Genomic DNA, 12472 nt, shown 5'->3' with positions numbered 1-12472 from the left:
GGCCCTCCACCTTGCGAAGCCGCCGGCCGCGAGGGCTTGTCTTGTCCCGCCTCCCCCGAGTCTGATTGGGTACCGCGCACCTCACGCGACGGGCGTGGCGGACGGGACGGGAGCGGACGGCGTGCGAGCGACAGAACGACAGGACAGGGGCGGGTCGTTGCCCGAAGCGCTCCGGCAGGCGATACGCGGGACCGCCGACGACATCGCCACGCTGTTGCGGAGCGCGCCCGGCACCACGGCCGCCGTACCCGGATCAAAGTGGACGATCGGCGAGGCGGCAGCCCATCTGGCCATGGCCAACGACTTGATGGCGGACCTGGCGGCCGGACGTGAACGCCCGTACGGCGACGGTACGCCGCAGAGTCTGGCACCGGCCAACGCGCGAGCCCTCGCGGCGTTCGGGGAGCGTGGGGCACAGCCGCTGGCGGCGATGATCACGGAGCAGGCCGACGCGTTCCTGGCCGCCGTGGACCGTGCCGCCGCGGACCCGGCCGCATCCGGGGCGACCGGCACCGCCACGGACGCCGGTACCAGCGCCGACCCGATGCTGATCACGCCGCTGGGCCCGATGAACCGGGCCGTACTCGCGTCCTATCTGCTGACGCACATGCTGGGCCACGGTTACGACCTCGCCCGTGCGCTGCGCCGCCCGCACATGATCGACGGCGACCGTGTGGGTCTGTGCATTCCGTTCATGCTCTCGGTCATGCCGCGGGTGGCCGATCCGGCCGCCGTCGTCCGCCGCACGGCCAGCTACTGCGTGCGGCTGCGTGGCGGTGGGACGGTGTTCGGTGTCGATCTGGCGGACGGCAGGGTCGTCGTCACCGAGGAGCGACCGGAGCGGCCGGACTGCACCATCCTCATCGACCCCGTCGCTTTCCTCCTCATCGCGCTCGGCCGACGCGACCCGTGGCGGGCCATGGCCCGGGGCCAGGTGTTCGCCCGGGGGCGCAAGCCGTGGCTCGGCCCCCGCTTCCCGGCACTGTTCGTCGCGCCCTGATCCGGAGCACCGTGCGGTGACGGGACGCGGAAGGCCCCGTGCGCCCGACGGCCGGATCAGAGGCTCGCTCTGCCGTGCTTCCAGTAGCCCCGGAAGGTGATGCTGGACCGGGGTACCCCTCGTTCACCGACGAGGTGTCTGCGGACGCCTGCCACCAGCGCGGACTCGCCCGCGGCCCAGGTGGAGAAGGGGCCGGGCCGCAAGGGTGTCTCCCGCACGGCCCGCAGGGCGAGTTCGCCCGTCTTCGTCGTGGGGTCGACGCGGGGCAGCCAGTGGATGTTCACGCCCTCGGGGGGCGTGAACCCGTGGCGGACGTCGTCGCCGGTGGGGACTTCCACGAGGACCTCGGCGGGCAGCGCGCCGCCGGAGTGCTCCAGTATCGAGAGGATCGCCGGCAGCGCGCTCTCGTCGCCGACGAGCAACTGCCAGGCAGCGCCCGGGGCGGGGGTGTAGCGGCGCCCCTCGTCGAGGAAGGCGACCCGGTCACCGGGCTCCGCCGTGAGCGCCCACGCGTTCCCGGGCGCGGGACTTCCGCCCGGGTCCCGCTCCTCGCGGAGGGAGATCTCCACGTCGAACGCGGACCGCTCCGGGTCGAAGCGCCGGATCGTGTAGGTCCGCACCCGCGGACGGTGTCTCGCCGCCTGCAGCGTGTGCGCGAGCATCCACTTCTCACTCGTCGGAAAGACGGCCTCCTCCTGGCCGGGTGCGGCGAAGAAGAGTCGGCCCGCCTGGTCGTAGCCGGACCGCTCCAGGTGTCGGACGTCCTCCCCACCCAGGGTGAGAGACATGAAGCGAGGGCTGATCCGTTCACGGCCCAGCACGGTCAGCGACAACATCTTCCGGCGGCGGGTCCGTTGCCTTCCGGCCGGCGCCGCCTGCGGTCCTCCACTGCTCAACGGTTCCTCCGGTGCGCGTTGCATTGACGGTCTTCGTGGAACCATCCTTCGGCGCGCAGGCATGCCGTACCACCGGTAAATTGGCGATCCATGCCGAAAAGCCGCCAACCTCGCCTGCAGTCCCCGGTGCCGCCGGTCCCGGTGCCGCCGGTCCCACGAGCGCCGGAGACGAAGGCGCCGATGCCGCCTGCATCGCGCACGTCGACGTCGCGGACGCCGACCGGGACGACGTACAGCGGTGGCGGCTGGCTGCCGCACGGTTACCGCTTCGACGCCCATTCCCATGCCGAGGGCCAGTTGGTGTACGCGGCAGCCGGTGCCCTGGCCACCACGACCACGCACGGGACCTGGGTCGCCCCGGCGAACCGGGTGACGTGGACGCCGCCCGGATTCGCCCATTCCCACCGCTTCTACGGCAGGACCGACGTCCGTCTCCTCGCCGTCCCCACCTCTCTGTGCGAGGTGCTCGCCGCCCGGCCCGGTGTGTTCGCGGTGAGCCCGCTGGTGCGGGAAGCGCTGATCGCGCTGACCGACGACCGGGAGTTCCGCCCCGGCGCCTACGAACGGCTGCGCGCGGTGGTGATCGACGAACTCGCCGAGACCCCGGAGCAGTCCCTGCATCTGCCGGAGCCCCACGACGACCGGCTGCGCGCTGTCACCGGCCTCCTCCATACCGACCCCGGACGGTCCGCGACCCTCGCCGAGCTGGGCCGGGCCGTGGGGGCGAGCGAGCGCACCCTGAGCCGGCTGTTCCACTCCGAGCTGGGCATGGGCTTCCACCGCTGGCGCACGATCCTGCGCATCCACCACGCCCTGGTCCATCTCGCCGACGGCCGATCCGTCACCGAGACCGCCGTGGAGTGCGGGTGGTCGAACCCCTCCAGTCTCATCGAGGCGTTCACCGAGGTCGTCGGCCAGACGCCGGGTCGCTACCAGGCGGAGCTGCGCGACGGCCCGCACACCGGCGGGGCCGGTGACGGCAGGGTCTCGCGACAGCCGTGAGCCGCCCGTCACGGCTGCGGCCACGACCGGCAGCGACCCGACCGGGCGAGTCGGCGCGGACCGGAGCCGAGCACGCCGGGCAACTCGAGCGGGCCGAGCCGCGGAGCCCCGTCACCGGGTGTCGCGGAGCCGGAGCAGATAAGCGGCGGTCAGCGAGACGGCGCGGTCCTCGTCGTGCGACAGCTCGACCAGGGCGTGCGAAGCCGTCGTTCCCGGGATGCCCGCCAGCGCCTGGGTCAGCCGACCGCGTGCGCCCGCTCCGGTGGTGGACCGGGCGAGGCGGTCGACGAGTCCCGCCGCGATCCGGTCGGCCGTCGCGGCGTCGCTCGCCAGCTCGCTCAGCGCGTCGGCCGCGTCGGTGTCGTTGCCACCCTCCACGATCATGCCGATGAGCGTCGGGACGGCTTCGGCCGCTCCACGTGTCCCGAGCGCCAGAGCCGCCTGCCGGCGTACGACTTCGTCCGGACTCGTGAGGGCCTCCCGCAGACGGGCGGTCGCCCCGGCCCCGGGCAGCTCGGCAAGGGACTGGACGGCCCGCTTGCGCACCGCGGCCTCAGGCGATCCGAGGCCTTCCGCCAGTAGTTCCTGGCCACCGTCGCCCGACCGCGCCAGCGCCCATCGCAGGGCGCCGGCGACGACCGGGTCCGTCTCGCCCAGTACCGCGTCGACCAGGGCCTCCACCGGTACCGGAACCCTGTCGACCGAGGAGAGAGCCGCGCGCTGGCGTGTATCGGCGCTCTGCGACCCCAGTGCCTGAAGGAGCGAGACGACGTGGAGAACGCCCTCCCAGTCGGCCGGGTCCGCAGCGTCGATCCGGCGCAGCCGGGTGAGCAACTCCGTTTCGGCCGCGATGCGTTCGCCCGTCCGGCGGACGAGGTCGTCCACGAGCGCGGAGGGCGCGAACCCGGGATCGTCGAGCGCGCGCCCGATCTCCCGCAGCGACAGTCCCAGCGACCGCAGGCTCTCGATGTGGAAGATCCGCCGGATGTCCTGTGCGGAGTACTCCCGGTAGCCGGAGCCCGTACGCCCCGAGGGCCGCACCAGGCCCAGCGATTCGTAGTGCCGGAGCATGCGGGCGCTGACCCCGGACCGTCTCGACACCTCACCGATCAGCATGGTGCTCATCGTCCGCCCCGGGGGTTCCGGTGAGGGCCACGACGCGCTTGGCCTCCTCGATCGCCGCCTCGAATCCGGCGTCCGGCTCTCGCAGCAGGTGTTCCGTGGCGAGGGCGTGAGCACGGACGCCCGGGTCGGGGGCCGTCGTCGCGGTGTGCAGAGCGGGTGCGGCCGACTCGCCCAGTGCGAACAGCGCCTGGCTGAGACTCAGCTGCGTTCCTCGCTCCCCGCGCGCGAGTTGCTTCGCCAGCTCCACGGCGAGAGCGGGCTCCTCGCCCTCCGGGACGAGCACGACCGCGGCCCGCCAGGCGCTTCTCGCCACCTCGTCGTCGGCGTCCGCAAGCAGCGCCGGTGTGATCGCCGGCCATGCCCGCCGGTCACCGATCTTGGACAGCGTGTGCAATGCCTGGCTGCGCGCCTGAGGACGCTCCGAGCGGGCCTCCCGGAGCAGCTCGGGGAGTGTCAGGGACACCGGGTGGCGTACCAGCGCCCAGGTCAGCATGTCCCGGACGAAGAACTCCGGCTCGATCGCGCACCGCTCGACCAGCTTGTCCACGAAGCACGGGTCGGGCGTCGTCCCGACCGCCAGGGCGGCCCTCAGCCGTACGGTCGCGCTGCTGTCCCCCAGCGCCTGAAGTGCTCGTGTCGCGTCCGTGCCCCGTCTCGTCATGGTCATCCAGACCACCTCCTCGGGAAGCAGTGAAGACCTTGTCACCGTGTCAAGGTCAAACGGCGCGGCTGCCCGGTGCCGTCCCGGGGGAGGGCCACGGTCGTCGGCCGGTGCCCTCCCGAGGCCTCGCTCCTCACCGCGCGCGCCCCTGCGCTCACACCGCTTTGCCAGGGTTCAGGATGCCGCGCGGGTCGAAGGCGGCCTTGACGCGTCGTTGCAGCGCATGGTTCTCGGCGCCCAACTCCTCCGCGATCCACTGCCTTTTGAGTGACCCGACTCCGTGTTCGCCGGTGAGTGTGCCGCCCAGCCGGAGCGCGAGGGCGAAGATGTCGCCCGCCGCCTCCCAGGCCGCCTCGGGGAGTTCGGACAGGGCCGGGTCGACCACGATGATGGGATGCAGGTTGCCGTCCGCCGCGTGCGCCAGGGTGAAGACGGGCACCCCGCGCCGGGCGGAGATCTCCGTGATGCCCCGTACCGCCTCGGCGAGCCGGGAGCGGGGAACGGCGATGTCCTCGATCAGCGGGCGCCCCAGGCGTTCGAGGGCGGGCAGGGCCAGCCTGCGGGCCGCCAGCAGGGCGTCCGCCTCGGCGTCGTCGGCCGCGACGGAGAGCGAGGTGGCACGCTTCTCCAGGACGGCGACGACCCGTTCGGCCTCGGCCCGCGCTCCGGCGCCGTCGCACTGGACGATGAGGAGGGCCGCGCCCCTGCCGTGCAGCGAGGTACCTCGGGCCGCATCGATCGCGTCGAGCACGGGCCCGTCCAGCAGTTCGGCCATCGCGGGCTCGATCCCGGCCGCGGTGATCGCGGTCGCCGCCTCGGCCGCGTCGGCGAAGGTGCCGAACCAGGCCGCCAGGGTGGCCGTCTCGACGGGTACCGGCCGCAGGCGCACCGTGGCGCCCGTGATGACGGCGAGCGTGCCCTCGGACCCGGTCAGCAGGGCCGTCAGGTCGTACCCGGCCACTCCCTTGACCGTGCGCCGGCCGGTCCGTACGACCGTCCCGTCCGCGAGGACGGCTTCCAGGCCCAGCACGCTGTCCCGGGTGACGCCGTACTTGGCACAGCGCAGTCCGCCGGCGTTGGTCGCGATGTTCCCGCCGATGGTGGAGAGGGCGGCGCTCGCCGGGTCGGGGGCGTACCGCAGACCGTGGGCCGCGGCGGCCCGGTCGAGGTCGGCGGTGACGACGCCGGGTTCCACGACGGCAAGTTGGTCGTCCGGAGCGATTTCGACGATCCGGTTCATCCGGGACAGGTCGAGCACCAGGCTGCCGTCACCGGCCGTCGCGCCTCCGGAGAGTCCCGTACCCGCGCCGCGCGGGACGACAGGGACGCCCAGCGCGTCCGCGTGGCGCAGGACCGTGCACACGTCGTCGGTGCGCAGGGCGTGCACGACGGCGAGCGGTGCACCGTGACGAGGGGCTCCGGAGCGGTCCGCGGCGTACGGGGCGGTGCGCAGGGGATCACTGGTGAGCCGGTCGGGAGGCAGGTCCCGGGCGAGCAGGCCGAGTAACCGGGCTCCCGCCGTGGCCTGTTCGACGGACTGGGTGGCCGTGTTCACGGTCCGGCCGGAGTGTGCGACATGCCGCCAGGATGGCGAACCCTTCGTACACCTTCAACAAGGAGGAACGATCACAAGCGATCGCGAATGCTTATTGATTGATGCTAGCGTGCGCACATGGGGCCAGTTTTCGACATTGTCGCTTTACGCAGTCTCGTCGCCGTCGCGGAGCGCGGCGGATTCCACCGGGCCGCCGAGGCACTGACCCTCAGTCAGTCCGCGGTGAGTCAGCATGTCCGCCGCCTGGAGCGGGCGTTGGGCAAACCGGTGGTCGAACGAGCCGGCCGGGCGACCCGGTTCACCGACGCCGGAAACCTCCTCCTCGAAGAAGCGCGCCGGATACTCGGCGTCCACGACGAGGCCGCGCGCAGACTGCTCGGCTCCGAGCCCGCCACCGTCGTCATCGGCTCCACCGAGCACGGAGCGGACCAGATCCTCCCCCGGATCACCGAGGCCGTCCACGGAACGCTCCCGCACTGTCGGGTGCGGTTCCGCATCGACCGTTCCGCGCGGCTCGTGGAGGCCGTCGACCGCAGGTCCGTGGACCTGGCGGTGTACGTGACCGAGGCGGCCTCCACGGAGGGCATGCAGGTCGGCGGAATGCCCCTGACCTGGTACGCCGCACCGGGATGGTCGCCACCGCCGGGCCCTGCCCCCCTCCCTCTGGTCGCGGTGGCGGCACCGTGCGCAATCCGCCGCAGGGCGCTGGACGTACTCTCCACGCACGGCATCACCGCCTCGGTCGTCTGCGACGCCGGCTACCTCGCGGGGGTACTGGAGGCCGCGCGCGCCGGGCTCGGGGTGGCCCTGCTGGCGACCGCGGGCCGGGGGCCGGACGGCCTGGTCGAGTACACCGGCCTCCCGCAGGCACCCGCGATCCGGATGAGCGCGCACGCCCGGCCGGGCGCCGACCCCGCGATGGTCATGCACGCGGTGGAGGCCGTCCGTTCACTGCTGGTCGGACTGGAGCCGCCCGGCACGGCCGTACCCGATCCGGCCCAGCAGGCTCCGGGGGCGATCGCCGCCGGACCGGCACCTCGGGGCGTGCCGGTCCGGTGAGCCGGTTCACCGCCGGATCACCCGGCCCTGCGCGATGTCTTGACGTGACCCCGACAGAATGGCTTTATGGGAGCGCTCCCATTAGTGGGAGCGCTCCCATATCGCCCGATGCTCGACGCGTCCACCCTCTGGAGCCGCAGTGAGAACAGCGAGAAGCACGGCACGAACCCACCCCGCCACCCTCATCAGGAGAGCCCTGACCGCTCTCCTCGGGATCATCCTCGTCGGCGCCCTGGCCCCGGCGACCGCTCTGGCGCAGACCGGTTCGACGGCAGCCGCCACGACCGGCCTCCACATCAGCAACGGGCGCCTCCTCGAAGGCAACGGCAAGGACTTCGTGATGCGCGGGGTCAACCACGCGCACACCTGGTACCCGGGCGAGACCCAGTCGCTGGCCGACATCAAGGCGACGGGCGCCAACAGCGTCCGCGTGGTTCTCTCCGACGGTTACCGGTGGACGAAGAACAGCCCCACCGAGGTCGCCGGGATCATCACCCAGTGCAAGGCCAACCGGCTGATCTGCGTCCTGGAGGTGCACGACACCACCGGCTACGGCGAGGACTCCGCCGCGGGCACCCTCGACCACGCGGCCGACTACTGGATCAGCCTGAAGGACGTCCTGGCCGGCCAGGAGAGCTACGTCATCATCAACATCGGCAACGAGCCGTGGGGCAACACCAACCCGGCCGGGTGGACCGCGCCCACCATCAGCGCCGTACAGAAGCTGCGCTCCGCCGGCTTCCAGCACACGATCATGGTGGACGCCCCCAACTGGGGCCAGGACTGGCAGGGCGTCATGCGCGCCAACGCCCAGTCGGTGTACAACGCCGACACCACCGGCAACCTGATCTTCTCGATCCACATGTACAGCGTCTACAACACCGCCCAGGCCGTCACCGACTACCTGAACGCCTTCGTGAACGCCGGACTGCCCATTCTCATCGGTGAGTTCGGAGGCCCGGCGGACCAGTACGGCGACCCGGACGAGGACACCATGATGGCCACCGCCCAGCAGCTGAAGCTCGGTTACCTGGCCTGGTCCTGGAGCGGCAACACGGATCCGATCCTGGACCTGGTCATCGACTTCGACCCGACCCGGCTCAGCTCCTGGGGCGAGCGCATCTTCCACGGCGTCAACGGCATCGCGCAGACCTCCAAGGAGGCCACCGTCTTCGGCGGGTCGACGGCCGACACCCAGGCCCCGACCGCCCCCGGCACCCCGACCGCCTCGGCGGTCACCGCCACCTCCGCCACCCTGAGCTGGGCCGCCTCGACGGACAACGTGGGCGTCACGGGGTACGACGTCGTGCGCGTCAACGGCACCACCGAGACCTCGGTCGCGGCCTCCACCACCGCGAGCGTCACGGTGAACTCCCTGACCGCGGGCACCGCTTACTCCTTCGCGGTGTACGCACGCGACGCGGCCGGAAACCGTTCGGCCCGCTCGGCAGCGGTGAGCCTGACCACCGCCACCGGCGGCGGCTCCACCGGGGCCGCCTGCTCCGTCGCCTACCGCGTGGTCGGCGACTGGGGCAACGGCTTCCAGGGGGAGATCACCCTCAGGAACACCGGCACCGCGGCCGTCAGCAACTGGAAACTCGGCTTCTCCTTCGCCAACGGCCAGACCATCGGCAACATGTGGGGCGGGACCCCCACCCAGAGCGGGAGCGCGGTGAGCGTGACCCCGGCGGCGTACACCTCCGCCATCGCCGCCAACTCCTCGGTCACCCTCGGCTTCATCGGCACCCGGGGGGCCACGAACACCTCACCGGCAGCCTTCGACCTCAGCGGCACGGCCTGCACCCTCGTCTGAGCCTTCCGGTCCGACCACCCTCGTCCGACCCATCCGGTCCGACCCGATGCCCGGCAGGGACCCACCCTGCCGGGCATCGGCTTTCGGGCGAGAACTGCCCTACCCAGCAGGTATGTCCGTCCATCATGTGGACCGCCCATTGCCCGGGCGCGGCACGGCTGCCAGGGTTCGTGACCATGACAACCCTTGGGGAACTCGGGTACGCACCCGCCCTGCTCGTGGCCCGTCGCCACGTGGACCAGTGCAGGCAGTCCAGCGCACTCTGTCGCTGATCCCACCGGTCCGGTCCCGGCGGGACGTTCCGCCGCTTCTCGGCGCTCTCCCCGCACCCCGGGTTCTCCTCACCGACGGCCCCCCGCACTGCGGCCCCGGACCGTCGGCCTCCTGGCAGTGACAGCCATCGGCTCGCTCCGTCGCCCCTGACGTCGCCGGCGGGCGGACTCTGCCTTCATCGGTCATTTTCTGCTGATCTCTCACGGGTGTCCGCTTCTTCTCGGCTGCCGTCCGTCGAAATCGGCTGCTCCTTGCCGTCCTCTCCCGAATGGACTCCACCGTGCCTCGTCCGTCCCTGTTCCCGCGTGCCGCAGTGCTGGGCGCCGCCACCCTCTTCACCCTGGCGGCGGCGTTCCCGGCCCAGGCCGCGACGACGTTCGGTCCGCTGCCGCCGCACAACCCTTACAGCGGCCCCCAGGGCACCGCGACCATGCACGGCGACACCGGCTCGTCCGACGCCACCCCGCTTCCCGGGCCGGGGACGGGTTCGCTGACCTCGAAGCGGGTCGCCCTCCAGTCGGCCTGCCCCACGATCCTCGTCGGGTCGGACGGCTACCCCGTGGCCCTCTGCACGCCGATCTTCGGCCAGGTGCCCACCGTGCACCTGCTCGACCCGGCGTCGGGCGCGTCGCTGACGACGCTCACCATCGCCAAGGGCTCGCTGCTGGGCGGGGTGTACGCCTACCTCGACAACCAGGACCGCCTCGTCGCCGTCGATGGGAACCGCACCCTGCTCCGCATCGGCCACCGCCGGAACTCCTCGGGCAACTGGGAGTTGTACGTCTCGAGTTCGCTCTCGCTGGCCGGGGCCGTACCGGAGGGCGACGCCGTCACCGGGGTGTCGCCGGACTGGCAGGGCCGGGTCTGGTTCGCCACCGGCGGTGGTGTGGTCGGCACCGCCGACGACACCACCGGCACCGTCCGTTCCCTGACCCTTCCCGCCGGGGAGCGCATCGACAACTCGATCTCGACGGCACCGGACGGCACGGCGATCTCGACCAGCCACGCCACGTACCTGCTGAACGCCGCCGCGGACGGCACGCCCACCATCACCTGGCGGCAGGCCTACGACCGCGGGCCCGCCCGCAAGCCGGGTCAGCTGAGTTGGGGCACCGGTTCGACCCCGACGTTCTTCGGGCCGCGCTCGGGCACCGACTACGTCACCATCGTGGACAACGCCTCGCCCACCGAGAACCTCCTCGTGTACCGGACCGACACCGGCGCCCAGGTCTGCTCGGTCCCGGTGCTCAAGTCCGGCAGCGGCAGCGAGAACTCCCCCGTCGCGGTGGGCAACTCGGTCTTCGTCGCCAGCACGTACGGCTACCCCTACCCCGCCCTCCCGGAGAACGCCGGCACCAGCGTCCCCGCCTCCGCCGACTTCACGGGCGGCTTCAGCCGGGTCGACGTACGCGCGGACGGCTCCGGCTGCGACCTGAAGTGGGACACCAACATCCGCTCCTCGGCCGTGCCCCGGCTGTCCACGGCGGACGGCCTCCTCCACACCATCGTCCGCAGCCCTCTCATCCCGGGCACCAACAGCACGTCCATCCTGGACAACTTCGCCTACGCGGAGATCGACCCGGAGACCGGCAAGACGGTGCGTACCAAGTACGTCGGTACCGGTTCGCTCTTCGACTCCCTCCAGATGGTGGGCTCCATCGCCCCGGGCGGCGTGGTCTACCAGGGGACCATCACCGGAGTGGTGCGCATCAACAACGGCTGATCCGGGAGTGGGGTTGAGGACGGTGACGTGGTGTGCCGGTGCGCTCCGGGCAGCGGTCCGTGCGGCTCGCCGCACGGTCCGGGCGGCGGTCCGTGCGGCTCGCCGCCCGGGAAGCCGCGTCACCGTCGGTGCCCTTACTCGGTGTTCCGGAAGGGCCTGTCGCCGCGCGGCTTGACCTCCCGCCACGCCCAAGCGCTGACCGCGTCGTCGCGGCCGTCCCGGAGGAGGAACAGGACGCCCCGATGCGCGGTCCTGGCCGCTTCCAGGGCGAAGGTCTTGCGGTCGGCGTCGGCGGGGAGGGCCGCCATGACGCGGCCGTACTCCTCCCTCGCCCGCTCGACGAGCCGGTCGTGCCGCTCGTGCAGGGAGGCCGCGACTGCGCGGGTCCAGTCGGCGAACTCGTCGGGCACCTCGTCGAAGAGGACTGCCGGGTCCTGACCGGACGCCACCACGTCCCAGACGGTCCGTTCGTTCGTACCGGTGAACAGCTTGTGCAGGGCCAGGTAGGCGGACAGCTTGATCTTCGCCCGGGTTCCGGAGGCGTAGCGGACGACGTACCCCTCCTCGTCCGTCCCGTCGGCCCTCGTGCTGTCCAGAGTGGTACCCGTGGCCGCCAGCCGCTCCAGCTCCGCGAGGCCGTCCCGCAGACCCCAGGACCGGACGACCGTGCCGATCGGCTTCCAGCCCGGGGCGACGGCGGTCAGCGGCTCCTCCGCACAGGAGGCCGGACGGTAGGCGGCGAGGAGGACGAGGTCTTCACGCCGTCCGTAGTCGACGACGACCCGGTTGGCGGGGTAGATCGCCTCGGCGAGGTAGGTGAGTTCGGGGTCGAGGCCGGACAGGTCGGCGGCGTCGAGGACGGCCTGGGCCCACTGGGCCTGCCCGGAGACGAAGCTTCCCTTCGACGCGGCGTGCCAGCGGCCGTCGTAGTGGAAGACGATGATCAGCGAGCCGTCCGTCTTCTCGAATATCTCGAACGGCTCGGCGGGCAGCGGCGGGGCGAAGTCGTGCACTCCGTGCATGGCCGTCAGGAAGATCTTCGGGAACGGCAGGGCGACCACCGCGCCGGAGACGTCGTCGGCGATCAGGCCACGGCAGCGCATGGTGACCGGCGTCCACACGTGCCCGTACTGGCACTCCCGTGTGTAGGTGTAGATCGACAGGGGCAGGGTCGGATGGGTCTTCCGGCCGACGTGGCCGGCCTCCATGGCGGCGGCGAGGTCGGCGGGCGGAAGGAGGGTGTCGAGGTCGGTCATGCGGAACAGCTTGCGCGGCGGAACCGCGGCGGCGCGACGGCTTTTCGCCGCCACCGGCGGGAGGCGGCCTCACCGCCGCGGTCGGGCCCGCTCCGGGGACGGAGAGTGG

General features: G+C 72.0%; 10 protein-coding genes. 5 read left to right on the top strand and 5 right to left on the bottom strand.

What is annotated here, in order from left to right:
* Positions 1–157 precede the first annotated feature (157 nt).
* Positions 158–1000, top strand: coding sequence for a maleylpyruvate isomerase family mycothiol-dependent enzyme (locus tag ACFWEP_RS07390; RefSeq protein WP_387367002.1), 843 nt, complete (start codon positions 158–160; stop codon positions 998–1000).
* Positions 1001–1056: 56 nt separating this feature from the next.
* On the opposite strand, the gene ACFWEP_RS07385 is transcribed toward ACFWEP_RS07390, so the two are convergent.
* Positions 1057–1836 (bottom strand): siderophore-interacting protein, encoded by a 780-nt coding sequence (locus tag ACFWEP_RS07385; RefSeq protein ID WP_387366999.1) that lies wholly within the window; start codon positions 1834–1836, stop codon positions 1057–1059.
* 240 nt (positions 1837–2076) lie between these two features.
* Between ACFWEP_RS07385 and ACFWEP_RS07380 the strand changes: the two genes are divergently transcribed.
* Positions 2077–2898, top strand: coding sequence for a helix-turn-helix domain-containing protein (locus ACFWEP_RS07380; protein WP_387366996.1), 822 nt, complete (start codon positions 2077–2079; stop codon positions 2896–2898).
* A gap of 111 nt (positions 2899–3009) precedes the next feature.
* Here the strand turns inward: ACFWEP_RS07380 and ACFWEP_RS07375 are convergent, their stop codons facing one another.
* The 3 genes from ACFWEP_RS07375 to ACFWEP_RS07365 form a co-directional block, all read right to left on the bottom strand.
* Positions 3010–4014, bottom strand: a complete 1005-nt coding sequence (locus ACFWEP_RS07375; protein WP_387367005.1) for a MerR family transcriptional regulator — start codon at positions 4012–4014, stop codon at positions 3010–3012.
* Positions 4001–4690, bottom strand: a complete 690-nt coding sequence (locus tag ACFWEP_RS07370; protein WP_387366993.1) for a HEAT repeat domain-containing protein — start codon at positions 4688–4690, stop codon at positions 4001–4003. The genes ACFWEP_RS07375 and ACFWEP_RS07370 overlap by 14 nt, the downstream gene beginning before the upstream one ends.
* A 148-nt stretch (positions 4691–4838) precedes the next feature.
* Positions 4839–6239, bottom strand: a complete 1401-nt coding sequence (locus ACFWEP_RS07365) for an FAD-binding oxidoreductase (RefSeq protein WP_387366990.1) — start codon at positions 6237–6239, stop codon at positions 4839–4841.
* A 117-nt stretch (positions 6240–6356) separates the two neighbouring features.
* On the opposite strand from ACFWEP_RS07365, the gene ACFWEP_RS07360 reads away from it, so the two are divergent.
* The 3 genes from ACFWEP_RS07360 to ACFWEP_RS07350 all read left to right on the top strand — a co-directional run bounded on the left by ACFWEP_RS07360 (position 6357) and on the right by ACFWEP_RS07350 (position 11107).
* Positions 6357–7298: a LysR family transcriptional regulator gene (locus ACFWEP_RS07360; RefSeq protein WP_387366987.1), complete on the top strand. Its 942-nt coding sequence runs from the start codon at positions 6357–6359 to the stop codon at positions 7296–7298.
* Between the two features lie 139 nt (positions 7299–7437).
* Positions 7438–9111, top strand: a complete 1674-nt coding sequence (locus ACFWEP_RS07355) for a cellulase family glycosylhydrolase (protein ID WP_387366984.1) — start codon at positions 7438–7440, stop codon at positions 9109–9111.
* Positions 9112–9652: 541 nt separating this feature from the next.
* Complete coding sequence (locus tag ACFWEP_RS07350; protein WP_387366981.1) at positions 9653–11107, top strand: hypothetical protein; 1455 nt, start codon at positions 9653–9655, stop codon at positions 11105–11107.
* A gap of 134 nt (positions 11108–11241) precedes the next feature.
* Here ACFWEP_RS07350 and ACFWEP_RS07345 read toward each other — a convergent pair whose 3' ends face one another.
* Positions 11242–12363 carry an RNA ligase gene (locus tag ACFWEP_RS07345; protein WP_387366978.1) on the bottom strand — a complete coding sequence of 374 codons (1122 nt, stop codon included), beginning with the start codon at positions 12361–12363 and terminating at the stop codon, positions 11242–11244.
* Positions 12364–12472: the final 109 nt, after the last annotated feature.

It is taken from the genome of Streptomyces sp. NPDC060198, assembly GCF_042728415.1.
Classification (GTDB): Bacteria; Actinomycetota; Actinomycetes; order Streptomycetales; family Streptomycetaceae; genus Streptomyces.
The sequence above is the reverse complement of the archived record's forward strand: the minus strand, read 5'-3'. Positions and strand labels throughout refer to the sequence as shown.

What these genes read in the sequence shown, in the direction of transcription:
- ACFWEP_RS07375 (WP_387367005.1), bottom strand. Translation starts at nt 4,014, where the DNA reads ATGCTGATCGGTGAGGTGTCGAGACGGTCCGGGGTCAGCGCCCGCATG.
- ACFWEP_RS07360 (WP_387366987.1), top strand. Translation starts at nt 6,357, where the DNA reads ATGGGGCCAGTTTTCGACATTGTCGCTTTACGCAGTCTCGTCGCCGTC.
- ACFWEP_RS07370 (WP_387366993.1), bottom strand. Translation starts at nt 4,690, where the DNA reads ATGACCATGACGAGACGGGGCACGGACGCGACACGAGCACTTCAGGCG.
- ACFWEP_RS07385 (WP_387366999.1), bottom strand. Translation starts at nt 1,836, where the DNA reads ATGTTGTCGCTGACCGTGCTGGGCCGTGAACGGATCAGCCCTCGCTTC.
- ACFWEP_RS07380 (WP_387366996.1), top strand. Translation starts at nt 2,077, where the DNA reads ATGCCGCCTGCATCGCGCACGTCGACGTCGCGGACGCCGACCGGGACG.
- ACFWEP_RS07345 (WP_387366978.1), bottom strand. Translation starts at nt 12,363, where the DNA reads ATGACCGACCTCGACACCCTCCTTCCGCCCGCCGACCTCGCCGCCGCC.
- ACFWEP_RS07350 (WP_387366981.1), top strand. Translation starts at nt 9,653, where the DNA reads ATGGACTCCACCGTGCCTCGTCCGTCCCTGTTCCCGCGTGCCGCAGTG.